The organism is Microbulbifer sp. NBRC 101763 (assembly GCF_040371615.1).
Classification (GTDB): domain Bacteria; phylum Pseudomonadota; class Gammaproteobacteria; order Pseudomonadales; family Cellvibrionaceae; genus Microbulbifer; species Microbulbifer variabilis.
In genome coordinates this window covers 70413-88915 of the sequence record NZ_BAABQV010000002.1, presented here as the reverse complement: position 1 = coordinate 88915, position 18503 = coordinate 70413, and the positions used below count along the sequence as shown (strand labels likewise).

General features: G+C 45.6%; 14 protein-coding genes and 1 pseudogene. 3 read left to right on the top strand and 12 right to left on the bottom strand.

The genetic code is table 11. From position 1 onward, the window contains the following. Positions 1-156: 156 nt before the first annotated feature. Positions 157-387: a DUF350 domain-containing protein gene (locus tag ABWV76_RS05735; protein ID WP_143730198.1), complete on the top strand. Its 231-nt coding sequence runs from the start codon at positions 157-159 to the stop codon at positions 385-387. An 11-nt stretch (positions 388-398) separates the two neighbouring features. Next, on the top strand, positions 399-1223 hold the full coding sequence (locus ABWV76_RS05730; protein WP_020414181.1) for a transglutaminase domain-containing protein: 825 nt from the start codon (positions 399-401) through the stop codon (positions 1221-1223). A gap of 75 nt (positions 1224-1298) precedes the next feature. On the opposite strand, the gene ABWV76_RS05725 is transcribed toward ABWV76_RS05730, so the two are convergent. Continuing rightward, on the bottom strand, positions 1299-3692 hold the full coding sequence (locus ABWV76_RS05725) for a zinc-dependent metalloprotease (RefSeq protein ID WP_353375506.1): 2394 nt from the start codon (positions 3690-3692) through the stop codon (positions 1299-1301). Between the two features lie 210 nt (positions 3693-3902). Here ABWV76_RS05725 and ABWV76_RS05720 point away from each other — a divergent pair, with 210 nt between their 5' ends. Beyond that, complete coding sequence (locus ABWV76_RS05720) at positions 3903-4673, top strand: DUF2884 family protein (protein WP_353375505.1); 771 nt, start codon at positions 3903-3905, stop codon at positions 4671-4673. Positions 4674-5351: 678 nt separating this feature from the next. Here ABWV76_RS05720 and ABWV76_RS05715 read toward each other — a convergent pair. From ABWV76_RS05715 to ABWV76_RS05665, 11 genes and pseudogenes are all read right to left on the bottom strand, one after another. Next, entirely contained in the window at positions 5352-7211 is a 1860-nt protein-coding gene (locus ABWV76_RS05715; protein ID WP_353375504.1) for a VCBS domain-containing protein, read from the bottom strand. Between the two features lie 455 nt (positions 7212-7666). Next, positions 7667-8929 carry a CAP domain-containing protein gene (locus ABWV76_RS05710; RefSeq protein ID WP_353375503.1) on the bottom strand — a complete coding sequence of 421 codons (1263 nt, stop codon included), beginning with the start codon at positions 8927-8929 and terminating at the stop codon, positions 7667-7669. Between the two features lie 385 nt (positions 8930-9314). After that, complete coding sequence (locus tag ABWV76_RS05705) at positions 9315-10199, bottom strand: alpha/beta fold hydrolase (RefSeq protein WP_353375502.1); 885 nt, start codon at positions 10197-10199, stop codon at positions 9315-9317. A 510-nt stretch (positions 10200-10709) separates the two neighbouring features. Next, positions 10710-11120, bottom strand: a pseudogene (locus ABWV76_RS05700) (pyridoxal-dependent decarboxylase); the annotation flags it as partial. 322 nt (positions 11121-11442) lie between these two features. Next, complete coding sequence (locus ABWV76_RS05695; protein WP_353375501.1) at positions 11443-12066, bottom strand: GDSL-type esterase/lipase family protein; 624 nt, start codon at positions 12064-12066, stop codon at positions 11443-11445. Positions 12067-12351: 285 nt separating this feature from the next. Then, positions 12352-13512: a DUF3570 domain-containing protein gene (locus ABWV76_RS05690; protein ID WP_353375500.1), complete on the bottom strand. Its 1161-nt coding sequence runs from the start codon at positions 13510-13512 to the stop codon at positions 12352-12354. Beyond that, the gene (locus ABWV76_RS05685; RefSeq protein ID WP_020414172.1) at positions 13499-13717 is read right to left on the bottom strand and encodes a DUF4266 domain-containing protein; all 219 of its coding nucleotides are present in this window, start codon (positions 13715-13717) and stop codon (positions 13499-13501) included. Before ABWV76_RS05685 ends, ABWV76_RS05690 begins: the two co-directional genes overlap by 14 nt. A gap of 4 nt (positions 13718-13721) precedes the next feature. Next, a complete protein-coding gene (locus ABWV76_RS05680) occupies positions 13722-14198 on the bottom strand; it encodes a TlpA family protein disulfide reductase (RefSeq protein WP_020414171.1) in 477 nt (158 codons plus the stop codon). A 33-nt stretch (positions 14199-14231) separates the two neighbouring features. Continuing rightward, positions 14232-14885, bottom strand: coding sequence for an outer membrane beta-barrel domain-containing protein (locus ABWV76_RS05675; RefSeq protein WP_020414170.1), 654 nt, complete (start codon positions 14883-14885; stop codon positions 14232-14234). Further along, positions 14855-15748, bottom strand: coding sequence for an outer membrane beta-barrel protein (locus ABWV76_RS05670; protein ID WP_353375499.1), 894 nt, complete (start codon positions 15746-15748; stop codon positions 14855-14857). The genes ABWV76_RS05675 and ABWV76_RS05670 overlap by 31 nt, the downstream gene beginning before the upstream one ends. 3 nt (positions 15749-15751) lie before the next feature. Next, on the bottom strand, positions 15752-18367 hold the full coding sequence (locus tag ABWV76_RS05665; RefSeq protein ID WP_353375498.1) for an HzsA-related protein: 2616 nt from the start codon (positions 18365-18367) through the stop codon (positions 15752-15754). Positions 18368-18503 lie beyond the last annotated feature (136 nt).

The window sequence follows — 18503 nt, the reverse complement described above, 5'->3', positions numbered from 1 at the left end:
AAACACATCAACAAAATAATTAAGATATTGCAATCAGATAAAAACAGCAAGACGCACTAGAAAACAAAAATATGATATTATCCATCAAAATAGAAATATGGGTCAGTCCCATTTTGATTTGGTACGCTATAAAATTACTGTTTACTTGGTGGGCAAATGCAGCTGGAATTTATCACTGCCACTTTTTTTAATCTTGGCATAAATCTGATCTACACCTTACTCGCGCTATTTATCGGCATTGCCGCGCTAATTACTATCGATAAGAAACTCTTGCGTACCGTAGATATAGAGGGTGAACTCAAGAATGGTAATATCGCTGTATCCATTTTCGCTTCTACAATTTTAATCTTTGTGGCCATCATCATCTCCTTTGGCCTGAAAGGGTAGGAGAAAGCTCCATGCGCAAGTGGATAGCTCCGCTATTGATTGTTTCAACACTGTTAATGTTGCCGGAGGTGTTACGCAATACAGTGCAGGGCCAGAAGATAAAAGGTGTTCCAGGTGAGCCACTTGCCTCTAATGGTAGAACTTATGGTGTAAATACCAGCCTTATTGAGGATCGCCAGTATGGGGTTGTAAAGGTTACTGGGACCAGCTACCCGCTGGCAGAAGAGACAATCCAGAAAGTAGTCGCCAGGCGAACACTGGAAGAAAGCGCCCATGTTTCCATTTGGAACTGGCAGGGACTCGAAGCGGTAACTGCATCAGCCAGGGGCCTGGATCAGCAACACCACTTTGCCAACAGCTACCTCGTGGGTTTTAAACCCTTTAAAACCCGACAACTATGGGTACCCCTGTATACGCTGGCTATGAATAAACAATACCAGTATGACCATCAACAATACGCCGGACTGTCTGATATCTGGCAGACATCCCGCCAGGCCTATTACCAGAAACGCGGAGACTGTGAAGACCATGCCATTTTACTCGCCGACTGGCTGATTGAATTGGGTGTGGATGCAAGGGTAGCGCTGGGTACCCACAATGGCCAGGGGCATGCCTGGGTGGTTGCCATCGTAGATGGCCAGGAGTATCTACTGGAGGCAACCAGCAAGCGCCGTCAGACCAGCTGGCAGGCAATGCCATTGGCTGCTTTGGCGGAAGGTTATGAAGTGGAATTTCAATTCAACCGCAACTTCTTCTGGGCAAAGAAAACCACAGCCCCCACCCGAAAATATCGCGGCAATCACTGGATCAGGAAATCTCAGTTTGTACGTAGTTGAGAAGTGAGAAATAAAAGCCCCCCAATGAGTATTGGGGGGCTTTTTCAAACACTTTTTTATTTCCCACTATCTCAATTAAATTGGCGAACCCGGTGGCATCGCCTTGATATCTTCAGCTTTTACTTCCAGCTCACCACGCATAAAAGCCTCGATACGTTTTGCCTGGAAATAGTAGTGGGCACTGTATCCTTGCGGATCCTCACCAAAGAGCTTTTTCTGACCCAGAGCCTGCTGAAAAGTGGCCAGCTCAAGCTGGGCCTTGGCTCGCACAGATTCGGCTGCTTTCCTGTCACTGGCAAGCAACATTAAGCGCTGTATATAGACATGGTTCACTCGCTGGTGAATAACTGCCTGCAGGCCCGAATACTGCTCACTCTGCAGTGCCATAGAAGTGAGCTGATTCAACACCTGTGTAAAGCCTGGAATTTCGCTGCTACGGGCGCTTTGCTGATTCATTCGCGCAGCCCGCTGAGGATCCATAAGAATTGAGAGGGTATGGCCAGCTGCCGCTTCACCGAGTGCCACCGTATCAAAGGCAACACCGGTATAAGAAGGGAAGCTCTCCGCAGTGCGCTCATAGCCATAAGATTTGGGCGGAATTAATTGTAATACCTGCTCCGGCAATGCCAGGAACTCAGGGGAGAGAGTCCCCAGTAAAGTATCAATAGCCTGCTGCTGACGCTCTGCCGGCACCAGGGTATAGCTATTTTGTTCAGCATCGTTATAGAGGTAATCGTAATCCAGGCCACCAATCAATTTACCCACGGCTTCTGCCTGATAGCGATGCCCGTAATAAACCGGCACCAGTGTTTCCTCCAGATCAGAGCGGGGAGCAGATTTCGGATTGGCTGCAGTAGAAAAGTTGTTCAGGGTATGGCGGCGCAACTCCACCATACGGTCAAACTCAACCAGTGGATCATTACCATTATCCCAAAGATGGGATACCGCATGCGCATTGTTGATTGCACGGGAATCCGGATCTGAAATAAAGCGCAATTTTTGCTCCTTCGCCTCTCGGATCACTGAATCCAGGAAATCCTGTTCATCTTTGCCAGTGCCATAACCATAGCGAACTGCCAGCTTATCCCAAACACCGATTCCAGTGGCATAAGCCTTATCCAAATCCATATCAGTGTGTACCAGAGACACCAATGGTGCCGGGTAGTCCATCACCGATGCACGCCCCTTAGTGCTGGCAGCAAAGTTGTGAGCCAAACCCAGCGTATGGCCAACCTCGTGGGCAGACAACTGACGTATACGCGCCAGAGCCATGGCCTTGAGGGCCTCCGTATCTGCAGATTCGCCGACATAGGGTTGCAGTAACCCCTGGGCTATCAGGAAGTCCTGGCGCACACGCAAAGAGCCCAGGGTGACATTGCCTTTGAGAATCTCTCCGCTACGAGGATCAAAAACCGAGTACCCATAAGACCAGCCTCGGGTAGAGCGGTGCACCCAATTGATGACGTTGTAGCGTACATCCAACGGATCTACATCCTCGGGCAAAATCTCGACCCGGAAAGCATCTTTATAGCCCGCCGCGGTAAAGGCCTGATTCCACCAGCTCGCACCTTCGACGAGAGCACTGCGCACGGGCTCTGGCACCCCCGAATCCACGTAGTACACAATCGGTTCGACTACCTCATTACTACCCGGCTTCTTCTCCAGGCGATGACGATAGATAAAGCGCTGGTCCAAGGGTTGGTCAATAGCGCTGGCGTAATCCCGATATGCAAAGGGAAAGTAGCCACTACGGCTATGGAATTGGCGAGGTTGGTATTTCTTGTCCGGCAATTCAATCAACGAAATATGTTGGCGCAGGGTTACCAGGGTTGGAGTTGGTACCACTTCGCGCAGATATTTACCTGGTTTGGCACCGGTAAAAGTCAGCTGCACTTCAAATTCGCTGTTCTTGGGAAAATTCTTTGTGCGCGGAAGGTAAACGGCGGACTTTGACTTATCCACAGAGTAATTACCCTGCTCAGCCTGCCGGAGGCGCACAGCAATACCATGCTGATCGCTCAGCAGGAAAGGGGTAAAGTCAATCAGAACACCATCACTGCCCTGCGCCATCACCTCAAAGCCCCACAGCACCGAGGAGGCAAAAGCCTCCTCCACTGCACGACGCTCGGCAGGATTACTAGAGGTGGCACGATAGCGGGCATTTAGCTGGTGCAGCAGCACCTTGTTGCCAACTCGCTGGAATTTTACCAGGCGGCTCTCGCCAATCTGGTTGCGATCCAATCCTACCGGGTTCGAACCAAGCCCCTGGGCCAAGCCAGTGAGGAGTAAAAACTCGCGCTCAAACTCCTCCACTTGTAACAGTACACGACCAGTACTTACATCCCAATAGAAGTCATGATATCCACCGTATTTACGCATATCCGCTGTGTAATCGACAATATCCTTCGCCTGTACAGTTGTGCCACACAACACCAGATACAATGCCACCAAGAGCCTACCTAACGACATTTCCTACCCCCATTTTTATTGAATTTTATAGAGTGCCTCTGCGGCGACACAGCGGACACCTGGACCGCCGGCAAGGTTATCACTTAATTCCAAAGCGATAACTCCCAATATCGCTTGAAAACCAATCAGATTATTTTTTCAGCGTACCGCATCTGTTCCCCACAGAAGCAGCGTCAAAGGGTGAAAGGTTAAATAACAGAGGCACTTGATATGTGGAAACCGCTCGCAATCTCGGCTCTTATCGGCCTGGGCACAGCTGCCCAGGCGCATGACAATATTGAAATCCATACCGATGACTGCAATGTATCACTGGACTACTCAGTAAGTGTCGGCCCAGATTTCTTTATAGTGACGCCGGAGGATGACGACCAGCAGCTGGTGTACTTCAACTCTCCAGATCGGCTTCTGGTGGATGGCAATCAAACCTCTCTCACTCCCCAGCAGCAACTCCTGATGCAGGAATACCGGCAACAGTTGCATGTGGCCGGGCGTGATACCCTGTTGATTACCCTGGAGGCGGTAGATATCGCCATGAATGGTTTATCCATCGCAATTACCGCCCTAGCAGGCCCAAATCACCCGGATACCCTGGAACTCCAGCAGTTTTCTGCAGACCTGTTGCAGCGTACCGAAGAGCGCTTAAACCGCGAAGGAGAAATATACCAGCTGGGGGCTTCCGAAATCGGAAATTTTGTCGACGAGACTATTTCAACGGAATTTGAACCTCGTATAGAACGATTGGCCAAGGAGTCCGCTGGAACCATTGCCTGGCATGCCCTGAAAGCGGTATTCACCGGAGGTCACAGCATCGAAGAACAAGTGACAAAAGACGCAGAACGAATGGTAGAACAGCGTGCAGATGTGATTGAGCAGAAAGCAGAACAACTTTGCACGTCACTGGAGACTATCGATCAATTAGAGACAGAAATACATAAAGCTATCCCAGCTCTAAGTAACTACGATTTGGTGCAGACAAAATAAGCTTCATCCCCCAACTGGGCCGCTCTGCGGCCTTTTTTTATCTATTACAAATCCTATCGATTGCCTTTTAAAGGAAAACTAACCCTTATCAAGTGATAAAGCAATTGAAATTATATTTCAAAATATAACCCCAAAGCCTCATAATCTTAGTCCAACTAATATTCTTGTTCTTTAGCTAGCGAATTTTCATTTCAAGAGGTGATGACAATTAGGGGTACTAAAGATATTTTAGCTAGCAGGGCTTTAAAACTGCAACAGTTACCAGTGTACGCTTTCTCGGCAGCTATTCTCGGCCATAGGGAAAAGTTAATGTTAGGGAAAAGTGGATTTTTTAGCCTAATACCAACTCGATTGAAAGCTTCAAAAGCTTGCAAACGATTAAAGTGGGTTATGATAAGAAATCAGAAAGGCGAATATTCTGCAAATAAATACACATTGAATATTTCATTAGAATCAAAAATAATTTCTTATACAACAAGCAGCCAATACCCTATAGCAAAGTAATTTTTATCCAGCAGAATTTATGAGAAAGTCTTGATTCAGGATTCCACAGTAAAAAGGCACAAACAATATTCGGCTAGTATAATTTCCAATCAATTATGAATTGAGAGCTTGAACTCGACCACATATTGGCTTCCCCCAGCTCTCAAATCATATTATTTTTACTCTTTACTAATTTTAATTAGCACTTACATCTAAATAGGCGGGTAAGCCTTCTTGGCCAGCATGGTCTATCGCAATAATTTTATATCGATAATTAGCACCCTGCTCCACATCAGAATCCTTATAGGATAATTGACGTGTTTTATCTATAAGCTTCTCGCCACGAAAGAGCTTATAATGATGCACACCGCCATTTCTAATGGTTTCATTCCAGGATAAATTTACCTGCCGATCAGAGACCGTATATTTAAAACCCGTAACTTGAGGGGGCGGAGGGTGGTTACCAAAACTACACGGCACTATATCCCTACCTAAACCATCGGTACATTGATCAATATTCTTGTTTTTCTTCTCAGAAGCATTCCAGTTTTTGGCTATTCCTCCAGTACACATATTGTCTACACAAAAAGGAAGGTCATAATTAAGACACGTCCTGCAAGTTTTAAATCCATATCCATCAGTGAAGGGAATGTCACCTTTATTCAACGAAGGAAAGTAATTACAGACCAGTACATGGGCGCCATCGTTGTAGGCAGGATTATTAGAACCAACAATACTATCGCATTCCGCTACAGCACAGCCTACATAGCGGGTCTCTCCATGGCATACCTGGGCCCAATGTCCGCATGTTTCATCATGACAGAATTTCATATCCCAATCATAGGAATTACTTTCAGCGTACCAGGATTTCACTGAACCAGCCCATGTTTCAGCACCATATTGCGATGCCGGCGGATTGAAAATATAAATTGAAATATTTTCTCCAATTTCAATATTGCCAGCCGGCAATACAAAAGATACTTCATCTTTAACTTTATCAAAAGATTGCCTGATTCCTTCCGCTTCATTGAAGTGTCCAAAATAACACGCAGAAGCCCTCTCCTTCGCCATCTTGGCCAAAGCATCATCCCAGAAGAGCGTCTGCATATTACCGGAACTCTCTGGGCCGTTACCCTCTCCAGCTTCTCCCATGGCACACCTTTGGCGATACTCATTGTGGGTATCCAGCATTACGCGCTTTTGTTCTATTGAGAGTTCAAAGGATCCATTGCCATTAGGGTCAACAGTAACAACAGAAAAAACAACGGATTGTTCCGCGCCATCAGTTAATGTGAAAGTGATGGTATCTGTGACTGCATCCCCTGCACTGAGACTATGTGCTTTGTCATTTAGGGTATATTCCCAGTCACCAACACCGGTAATCCTAAAATCACCGTAATTCCCAGCACTGCTACTCTCAACAAATCCCGGGGTATTGCCGTCGACATCTATGATTGTCAGAGTACCCTTGGCATCTGCACTGCTCCCCACGAGCAAAGTGGCAAGAGGGGATTCGGGGCTAAAAGTGTAAGCATCATCAGCACCTGTCACCTGAATAGTAATTAATGTGATGTCATCACCTGTTCCAACACCAACCATAAATTCATCAATTGCCAATTCATCAGCACTCAAGGGGTCAGCCAGGCCCGCATCCAGGGTATAGCTCCAGGTACCATCAAGAGAAACATCAAGCAGACCGTATTTTCCCCATTCATTAAGCTTTTCAAAAGTTTGCTCGGCATCAACACTATCAATCAACTTGCCAGAGGTAGAAGTCTCATTATCCTCGCTAACGCTACCTTCACCGCCACTAACGGTATCGGGACTAGGATCGGGATCAGGATCAGGATCGGGACTAGGATCGGGATCAGGATCAGGATCAGGATCAGGATCAGGATCAGGATCAGGATCGGGATCAGGGCTGCCACCGCCATTATTATCAATTACCCCAGGATTATTATCATCCTCACTATCAGAACTGCCTCCACCTCCCCCACAGGCAGCCAGGAATGCGGACAAAGAAATAGCTGTTATCAGCTTAAATAGCTCACTCATATCAGTCTCAGTGAATTTAGTTGTGCATGGTAGAAATCCCGGCGGATTATATTAATGATCATTCCCTATTCTGTGAAATCTATTAGATATTATTGTTTCAATATTGGTTTAACTATGTTTCCAATTAACGAACAATAGAAAATGATAAATTACGAACACTAGTAAAAAGAGCGCTAATTAACAAAGATTTCACCTACACAACTTAATCATCAAACGCACCCTTTTAACAGATTAAAATATAAACAAACAGAAAGGCGTTTAGATTTATAAATTATATTTTTCATCTCACAAAATAAGCCGGCAAATAACCGCCATTTAAATTTCAAAAAATTTATTTATAAACTGTAAATCAAACCAATGTACGCTCATATTAGAAAGAGAGCTTAGACTTTACCAAGAGCTGGCACCTCTTTACTCTCTTAATTTACTTAATCTAAGGCAAGAAATTGTCCAGCTTAATTAGCAATTACATCCAGATAAGCAGGCGGCCCCTCTTGTCCGGCATGGTCTACAGCAATTATTTTATAGCGATAATTTTTATTTTTTTCTAGTTCTGAATCACTGTAATTTAGACGACGAGTTTTACCTAGGAAGTCTTCATCTCGAAATATCTTATAGTGATGTACACCACCATTTTTGATAGCTTCACTCCAGGATAAAATTACCTGGTTATCAGTAAAATTATATTTAAATCCAGTCACTTGAGGTGGAGCTCCCCCATTATCATAAAAACTACAAGGTACAATATCTCTACCCAAACCATCGCTACATTGATCTACGACTTTATTTCTTTTTTCTGAAGCATTCCAATCTTTGGCTCTCCCCCCCGTGCACATATTGTCAACGCAATAGGGGATATCATAATTCTGGCAGGTTCTACAAGTTTCATATCCCCAGCCATTGGTGAATGGAATACGGCGGCTTTTATCTAATGAGGGAAAATAATTACACACCACAACATGCGCGCCATCGTTATAGGCAGGATTACTAGAACCAATAATACTATCGCATTCCGCCACAGCACATCCCACGTAGCGGGTTTCCCCATGACAAACCTGAGCCCAATGACCACATGTCTCCGCATGACAAAATTCACTATCCCAGTCATATCCATAGCTTTCATCGTACCAGGACTTTACTGAGCCAGCCCAAGTCTCGGCACCATATTGCGATGCAGGAGGATTAAAAATATTAATTGAAACATTTTCTCCGATTTCAATATTGCCAGCGGGCAGTACAAAAGAGACTTCACCTTTAACTTTTTCAAATGCTTCCCTAATGCCGGTCGCATCATTCAAGTGACCAAAATAGCACGCCGATGCCCTTTCTTTAGCCATTTTGGCCAAGGCATTGTCCCAGAAGAGGGTTTGCATATTACCGGCACTTTCTGGCCCGCTCCCCTCACCAGATTCACCCTTGGCGCATTTCTCTCGATACTCATTATGAGTGTCTAACATAATGCGTTTTTGTTCCAAAGAGAGCTCAAAAGGACCGTTTCCATTGGGATCGGGATCGGGATCGGGATCGGGATCGGGATCGGGATCGGGATCGGGATCGGGATCAGGATCGGGATCGGGATCGGGCGTGCCGCCGCCATTACTACCAATGATGCCAGGATTATTATCTTTCTCACTATCAGAACCGCCTCCGCCGCCCCCGCAGGCAGTCAAGAGAACGGACAAACAGATAGCTGTTATTAGCTTGAAGGAATCATTCATGTCAGCCCCAATAACCTGTTGTACTTTTTAGAAAATTGGGGCGAATTATAGAGGGGCGTTTTCGGCATTCTGTGAAGCATGGCTTATATTTTATAGCAGCCCAATCAGAAACCATCTGATCGTGCAGAAAGCTGTTTAATTAATGAAAATATAATTTTTTATTCATTTATTCTTATCAGGACTTGATTTTCAAAAAGCAAACAAAGCGCTCACCTTAAAGTTAACTACATGAATATTAAAAGCAATTTATACTCAACAGATCAGATGTTTACTGGCCTCTATTAGACAAACAACCCAAATACGATTTCAATCTACCATCAAAATAAAAAATGAACTCAAGACAGGCATCCACTGAATTTTTAGTTGGTTTCTAATTCAACACAAATCATTGCAACCCTTTAATAAATTTAATTGCATCATCGGCACTGATTTTTGCATTTTCAACATGGGCCATATGCCCGATATTTTCATAAGTTATCAATTGGCTGCCAGGTATTTTGTCTGAAAAATAATGACCCACTTCCAAGGGAATAATTTGATCATCTGCGCCCCAAATGAATAGAGTGGGAGTTTTTATATTTTCAAGACCGTTAAGCGGTTGAAAATTTACACTGGCATTAGCCACCAAATTAAGAGCTGTTCCCCGGTTTTTTTCATAACGGGAAAGTAGATATATGCGCTCTACCAATGTCTCTGACAAAGCGTGCGGATCGTAAAACATCTTGGACTGCAGTATTCTACGTATCAGACCACGGCTACCCAGATGTGAGACCAAGTGTCGCCCCCAGTGACTGATAACAAAACGAGCCATACCGGTTGGCATCTCCAGTCCCTTATCACACCTATAGCCTCCAGGCGACACAAGGATTGCAGCCTCAACAGTGTCTGGATGTTCGATCAGATAACGTAAAACACTATTGCCTCCGAACGAGTGACCAATCATCACGAACTTCTCGAGTTTCATTGCCTCGATAAATTTCGCAATAAAATCAGCAAAATGCTTTGGTGTATAAGTTCCGCCCGGAAGAGGGTCAGTCAAGCCGTGTCCGGGTAAGTCCACCAGAATTAAATGATAATCTTCAGAGAGAATCTTAACCCAATCATTCCAGGCACTAAGCGAATCCCCACCACCGTGAAAGCATAAAAGTACCGGATGTCTCTCTGGTCCTATTTCTCGATAATTTACTGAGAATCCATTTTCCAGTGATAACTGATTAAAGGAGTATTCGGATAACTCATTTCGGCTCAGGCTGGGACTAAAAAATGCCATCCAGACAAGCCAGATCAAAATCAACAGGAGTATCAGAACAAGCCAGAATATCATAGTTCGCCAGGGCCTCCCTGGCCCGCAACAGTGCAATCTATATACAGAAAAACCATGTCAGATGGAATGTCAAAAGGAGATTTTTAGTGCTATCTTAGTCATCTTAAATAAAGTCGTCTGCCCTGTATTTCATCTGGAGCCAAACATAATCTCCAAGGACCCCAAATAACCTCAAATCCATATCGTGTTGATCTATTTCTACAGTTCCTATCTATAGCTATAGTTCTTTATATAAGAATAGACCGCAGGCTGGGATAAGCTTCCTTATCGCTTTGGGAGATCAGGCGAACTCCATTAGAAGTTCCATTTTGCGCCTATAGTCTCCCTGGTTACCTCGCGAATGGACTCCAGTGATAAGGCAATATCCCTCTTATTTATTGCCCATGAAGAGACACTAAGGCGCAGTGCCAATTTTCCCTGCCAGACTGTGGTGGCAAACCAACATACTCCCTCATCTTATATTCTTTGCACGATACGATGCATGTCGTCCTCACCTCCAATTGTGGCCACAACCTGATTCAAAACGACATCATTGAGCAGCTCATAACCCATTTCCATTAATCCTTGTGCCAAATGTTGAGCATAGGAACAGCAGCGCTCAACCAGATCTCCCACACGATTACTTCCCATCTCCCGGATCGCAGCCCAAACCTCAACACCGCGCGCACGGCGAAAAGATTCCGGTACCATATCCTTGGGCGGTGGTTCTGTACCAGCTTGTAAGTAAGGCGCCCGAGTTGTCATAACCCGGTTTACAGCCCCTGCATCACGACAAATTGCCACGCCACAATCGTATGGCGTGTTCAGCCACTTGTGACCATACACCGCCCATGAATCCGCCAGTTCGATATCGGCGGTCAAATTAGCTTTAGCAGGAGAAGCCGCCGCTCATAAAGCAAAAGCGCCATCCATATGTATCCAGGCTACAGCTTCACGAGAAGGACTGACTCACCTTTCACGAATTTTTGATAGATACTCTTCAGCACATTGAATTGCCTAAGATAAAGCATTTAGGGATTCTTGGTTATCAGTAGTTTTATTGCTATCCATACTATCGTCACACAGTATTTCAATAATTTTCTTCGGCTATTTTTAGCATACGAAGAAAAACTGCAATTGAGTACTTATATAATCCAGTACTTGTAGAAAAGGATGGGAACTTTAAAAAAGATAAGAGTGGACAGAAAAGCTAAAGATAATTTTTGCAGACAAAGTCCCAGGTTTGCTCATAAAGTAACTGATGACCGCTGGGGTTTGCGTGAAGACCATCCTCAGAAAGTAGCTTATACAGTGGCCTGTTACGCCATAATTTATCGAAATCCAATATTGGAATCATTTCTATAGCCGCCACTTCTCTCACAACCTGAGTATAAAGCTTGGCATCAGATCTAAAAAAATAGCTATCACTATTGTGAAAGGGCGTAGTCCGGAGTTCATTAAACGGAATACCGGTCATTACAAAGGTTGGAGCGATCATTTTGGAGGTTTGCAAAAGCTGCAACATAGCTTGGCGATATGAGTCCAGAGCTACGGCAGTCTCTTCCATTACTCCTCCTACCCGGCAGATATCATTGAACCCGGGATATATTCCAATTAAATGGGGCCTCCTCAGAGGCAGCTCGTGGGAAGCCCTAACAATAAGCGAGGCCACCGCCTCACCAAACACACCGAGAGAATAAACAAGATTCTTGGGGTTTAAATCTTCAAAGCGAAGGCGAAATCTCTGTACAAAACCACCCAGTTCTGAATCTCCTCTTCCATAGACAGAACTGGAACCAATAAAGATAATTTTTCTAGGTATCTTTCTCGCCATATAAGCCACAAAACTGACTCTATGTTTTAATTTGTTGTCCGCATCACATAATGCTCCAGAATTACTCTGTGGGCACATTTAGCATATGAAAAGATAATGTCAAAACGCAAAGAAACCAAGAGTATGAAAACACCGAAAAAACAATCATATGCTTTGAGCTATATGATATGAATTTTAAGTGATTGAGAAAAATGATATCAATGGAAAAAGAGGCCCCATACTTAATACATTTAAATGGTGATGAAGTTCTATTTAAATGTCACACTTAGTTGAGGGCCTTTAATATCAGATACGTACCGTCCAGAACAGGCGGATTACATTGGCTGAAAAGCTATAGGCAGGTTCACTTCCCGGAGTAATAGCCGTACTATCACCATGCACCGTAACATCGAGGAAATCCTCGTAGTCAAACAGGATATGATCCCAATATAAGTTTATAGTATTCCTGCGATTTAGCAGGGACCAGCGTTGTGGCAATTCATAAGATACACCTACGCCTAGTGCTAGCGTGGTATAGTTACTCAATTCTTTGTCACGTGCTCGGAAATTGGTAGCATTCGAATAGGGAAACAAGTCGCTATAAAAATCAGCGCTGGTTTGCTGGTAATAGCGTATCTTACCTTCAAGGATCCATTCATCCTGCTCTTCCAGCGGGTGAGTGTAACGAAACTCGACATTATCCGCAGTTATTCCCCAGCTATCCGCATAACGGCGATACTCACCTTTTATTGATGCACGGTAAGGTAATCGATATTTTAACCTAATAGCTGCCGCATCACTATTTCTGGTCCTTGGATAGTTTTCAGGTTGATAACTAAATCCCTGTGAAACTGTTGGATCAAGAAAACGCACCGTTCTGTAAGGATTATTAAGATAACCTTCATCGGTGACCGTCTCTACGCTTAATTCAGCAATTAATTTTTGTGTAAGAATCTGATTCCAGCTCACCCCATAGCGACGGTGTTGGGCTTCATCAGAAAAATACTCATCATCATTGCGAAATACTTCATCACTACCATAGCTGACACGCAGATCAATAGTACTCAAGTCTCCAAAGAATCCCTGACTAATACCAAAGCCAACTGTTTGCGCCTCATAATCACTCTCCGAGCTATTGGTATAGCCGAAATTAATGGTGGTTTTATCCACCAAATAGTCCACCCCGAGAGAGTACTGATCACGCCTTTCAGTATATTCACTAGCAGTTGCCTCAACATCAATTGAGGCCCCGGAAATCATATCCACATAGTAATTTGCGGAAAAGGAGACATTGTTGCCAATATTTTTACGAATCAACACCGAGGGGCCATCTATGGTAACCCCCCCGCCACTATAGGCATGATACAGGTTATCAGCTCGCTCCTCAGGTAACACAGCAGCAGAAGCATAAACGGGGAAAATTAACCCTAAAGCAAGGCAATAACGCAACAATTTAGTTACAACCACATCCGCCTCCACTACCACCTTCCGCTCCCCTAGCCGCTTCCCGGGCTTCATACACATGGTTCATGTAGCTGGCGGCAACTGGATCTCTCTCAAAACCCATAATTGGATCCGCCAGGTACTGACGCTCGTAAGGAGCCACCCAGGGCGTTACTGTGCAACCACTGAATAGCGATACCGCCAACAGCGGCAACAAGTAGCGCAACATGATATTACTCCCGGATTAATTCCTTAATGATTTTCTTATATGCCGCTTCATCGCCATCACGATAGCCTTTATGGATATGACGAACATTCCCATCTCGATCTATAAAAACCGTGCTCGGCATAGCGTCAATACCATACATTTTGCTCACCTCACTGGTACTATCGAATAAAATGGGGAAATCCACCGGTATTTTTCCCAATAACTTCTCTGCATCAGATCGGTGTGCATCCACATTTACACCCCAGACTTGGAATCCAGCCGCGGAATAACGCTCGTGCAACTGGTCCAGCAAAGGCATCTCCTGACGGCAGGGCCCACACCAGGATGCCCAGAAATTCAGCATAATCACCTCACCACGCTGCTCCGCCAAACGCAGGTTCGCACCTTGATTAGAAGCTAAAGTAAAGTCTTTAGAAGGCTCAGAAGCACTGGCGCCTGTCGAAAATACAAGCAGCGCAAATACAGCAACAATTCGTAACATATAAAAAATCCTTATTGTTAATTTTTAAAACAATCAGAAAAATACAGTAAGTCCCAATTGGGTAGACAGGTTATGAGTAGTTTGCGCCTCACCAAATAATTCGTGTTCAAATACGTGATCACGCACATCAAAGCGTAATGCCAACCAATCATTTGCCAATAAGCGCACTCCGGCACCGAAGTTATAAGTAAAGTGCTCTTCATCGGCAAAAGAGGTATTACCGGCACCACTCACCAGATAAAAATCAGTATTAAATGCCCAGTCATCAGAAATAAAGTATTCCCCTTGAAAAATATTCCAACCTAAAGAAAAGTTGTAATAGCTCAGCTCCCGTTGTTCATCGGTCAACAAAGGAGCGGCACCACTTAAACGCTCAAAGCTGGATTCACCCAACTCAGTCTGCGCATAAGTGCCTTCCATAAAGAAATCTTCAGTAATATGGTAAGAAACTGACGTGCCATAGAGGGCATTGGAGCCAAAATCTTCTACATTGATAACCCCGGCAAAGACACCCAGTTCAATATTCTCACTGTCTATCAGTGCATCACGTACCTCGCGACGCTCCAAATCTGGAGAGACAATATCTGTTATAACTTCCTCACCTTGTTGGGCAACACAGGCATGAGCACTGAATAGTGCGGATAGGGTTGCTGTGCCTACAGATATACGTCGAAACCAAGTTTCCACTCGACTATCTCCTGATTATTTTCCCGCGAGGTGAGCAGGTAGTGATTCGTGTATTCCGCCTTAACGGCAAAGCGGCGCGATAGATAAGTTTTTATCCCTATGCCCGCCAGCATTACTGTGTCCTGGCGATCTTCAGTTGCGATAATAGTCGCGTTGGGTGATGTGATATTCAGGCCGGCACCAAGCAAAAAATAAGGAGATAGTCGCCAGCGTGGGAACGGCTGGTGTAGTACTGCCATTTGATACACTTGGCTATCAGAAAATTTACCAACTGCTTGAGTAGCACGCAATTCAGTAGCCAAATTAGAGGTAAACTGGTAGCCGAGTGTTGTTCCCAAGGAGTTGGCACCTGCAAAATCGCCGTAGGAAAAACCCAAATAAAAGTAACCCGCTTCCACATCCCTGAAATCTGGCAGGGGAACCCGTACCAACTCACCCTCCTCACCATAAATTTCCTGCAGATCCGCAACTCGTACCCAACCGGTTTTATTGCGCGACGCCAATACTTTTACCCAGTCGGTACGGCGCTTAAGCAGCCAGATTTTTTCACCATATTCAGCTACATGAAAAATCGGATAGCCTCGGCCAGGCCCTCGATAAACATTGATAAACGCATTACCAACGGTAACCCGTTCAGCGTCATCAGGTATATCGCCCATCACATCAATAGCAACGGGAATTATCGGCTCCGGGTTTTCTTCTTCTGCCGGGAATTCCTCAGGTACCTTTCCCGAAGATATTTCCACCTCCACACCCTCGACCACTTGCGCCACTTCACTCCCTTCTGCAAACGCGAAAATTGAAAGTAAGTTGGCTCCCAATAGTAGAGAGAAAATAAAAAAGTATTTCTTAATAATGGACATGGATCAGTCAGCCGGTGCAGCAAAAGGATCGTTATAGTACTGAGCGCCGATATCCAACCATTCAGCAATCAGGCGTAATTCTGCCGGCTGCAAGTAACCTGCGTGCGCCCCCCCGGAGGAGAACACTGTGAAAAACGTACTTTCTGCTGCAGTATCAGCCAGAACTGAAGTACTTGTTACAACGACCATCACCGGAATAGGATCACCATTGGCATCAAGTATTAAATTGCCATCTTCATCAGTTTCAAATACCGGATTACCCTGATTATCCGTCTCCTGTCTCAGCCGCGGAGTTAAAATTCCATCGACAAGATCCAAGATAGGACTATCAACCAGCAGTTCGGCATAGGAGGTAAACCAAGCATCGTTCACAATGGATGCACTGGCGGTCAGATCCAGTTGCGCAGCAGGAACTCGCGTAGCGCCAGCGGCATCTACTGGTGAGTGACAGGCAGTACAGGTGTTATCACTAATCACCGTGCCGACATTATCTACAACTTGGCGTGGCAGCTCCCAGATTGGCTGGATATGCTGTTCGTAGTGAATAACACTACGACAACTGCTATCCCAATTATCCAGGCAGGCCAGCGGTGCAGGGATTTCAGTCAATAAATCAGCGTAAGCCAGAGAAACATCAGTATCTTTGGCACGAACTGCTGGATCGGTCCACACGTCAGAAAACTGTACGTCTCCCGTTAATCCAGCCTCTCCAATAACCCGAGCCAATAACTGCGCCATGGTTTCACCCATTTCCGCTTGTAGCGCAGGCTCAGTATTAGCGAAAGGCGCCGCAGAGGTTGGTGCCCCACTCCAGGCAGATTCCAGCTGCATATCCACGCGACCATGAGCATTTTCACTCTCACTGGTATGGCAGCCCACACAGCTGCGTACCTCACCGGACCGTAACTGCAACCAGTTATTGTGCTGCTCAAAAATTCTCCTGCCCTCGGCATCTACCACTGAAATTGCAAAGGGAATATCGGCAGGTATTTTGACTCGTACCGAACCATCCGGTTGGATAGGCGTATACCCCAGGATTTCGCGCATACCCTGGCTACGGTTACGACCAAATGCCGAGCCATCAAAATCCAGAATGTCATCATCTGGAATCGCTACAGCTTTTACAATACGCAGGAAACGCGCGGGACGTTCATCAGCGCTGGTCAAAGCCGGATCAGCGAGCACTTCTATTCCGGCTATATCCTCACCATCAAAATCGTAGACGCTACGGATATCCAAAATACCCACAGATTCCTGCACCAGATCGCCATCCACATCCACCCCGGGAATTGGGTCAGGAATATAAGCTGGCTCTGTACGGGGCTCCAAAGTCACCCCCTCGGAGATCATTATGCCTTCTTCTGCGACAATAATTGGCAATTGGGTACCGGCCTCATAATCATAGATCCACAAGCCGTAAAGAGGATCAGCTAATACCAGCTCCTCTTCACCCTCCAAACTTTCCGGACAAGGACGCAGCAGCTCCGTCTCTTCCTCCACAATGCGACATTCGCTCCAAGATACCAACAGTCTGCTGGTACCATCGTAGAAAGGCCAAGCTGTGGAGAATGTGCCATGGGGAGAGAGTGTCCCATCAGTAACAACCTCAGCAAATGAGACAGAGGACTGGCCAACCAGCTCACCCTCACCACCGGCTTCACTGTAGGCTTCGCTGTAATTTACCCCATCGATAGCTACCAGATCGCCGCCGTAACTTATTCCTGCGGGCGAACGCAGGTTTACCAGTAAACGTCCATCTGGCATCTCACGCGGCCTGGAGAAAGTGGCAGTAGAATTTTCGGTGCCGGTTTCCTGGCTGTGATAACCATAATGGAAAGACAGATCACTACCATCTGGTTTAATGGTATAGAGACTTAAACGGTCTACACCGGCGGCATTATCCCAGCGATTAAACAGGATACGCCCATTGTTCAGTACTGTGGGATTAAGATCGTGGCTTTGATTGAAAGAGATCTGACGAATATCACTGCCATCTGCCTCCATCACATGTAAAACAAAAGCAGGCTCATCCTGATCATCTGTCAAAGCAGAAAATTGCGGCTTGTTATCATCCAATAACAAAGCGCGGGCACGACGTTGGCGACTAGATGAAAATACAATACGCCCATCTGGCAGAAAAGCCGGGGCAACATCCTGCCCTTCCTCAGCAATAAGGTCGGACTGTATGACTCTTTTCAGCTCTTTGGTCTCAAGGTCATATAACCAAATATTCCAGGTGGGCTGCTCATCGTCATCAACATTCTCCAATTCAGGTGCGCGCATTGCGAATATCAGGCGCTGCCCATCGGCGGAGGTATTCAAATCTTTAACATCGTAATCGCCGATAAAAATCTCTGCGGTAATTACCGTCTCAGCAGCACTCGCTGTAGCGCGATCCTTCAGGACCAGCTCAGCACCGGGGAAAAAATCCTGGGGTTGGTATACGCTGTCTGGCTCCAGAGCCCCTTCATCATCCTTATTAAGTTGACGACGCACAAAGGCAATAGGGTAATCCACCACTACTGGATCTTCCGCCTGTTCTCCACCACTTGAGGAGTTGCCACCACCACTACAAGCGGCCACGAACAGCAATAGTGGCACTGCACGCAAAAATTTCATTATTTTTTATCCACCCGGCATAGGCACCAGCAATATGCCGGTAATATTTGCTGAAGGCCCTACATTATTTTGTGTGCGGTTTTTACCGCTAAGGGTAATTCTCGCAAGTTGCGCACAAAAAGTTTGCCAACTGGGA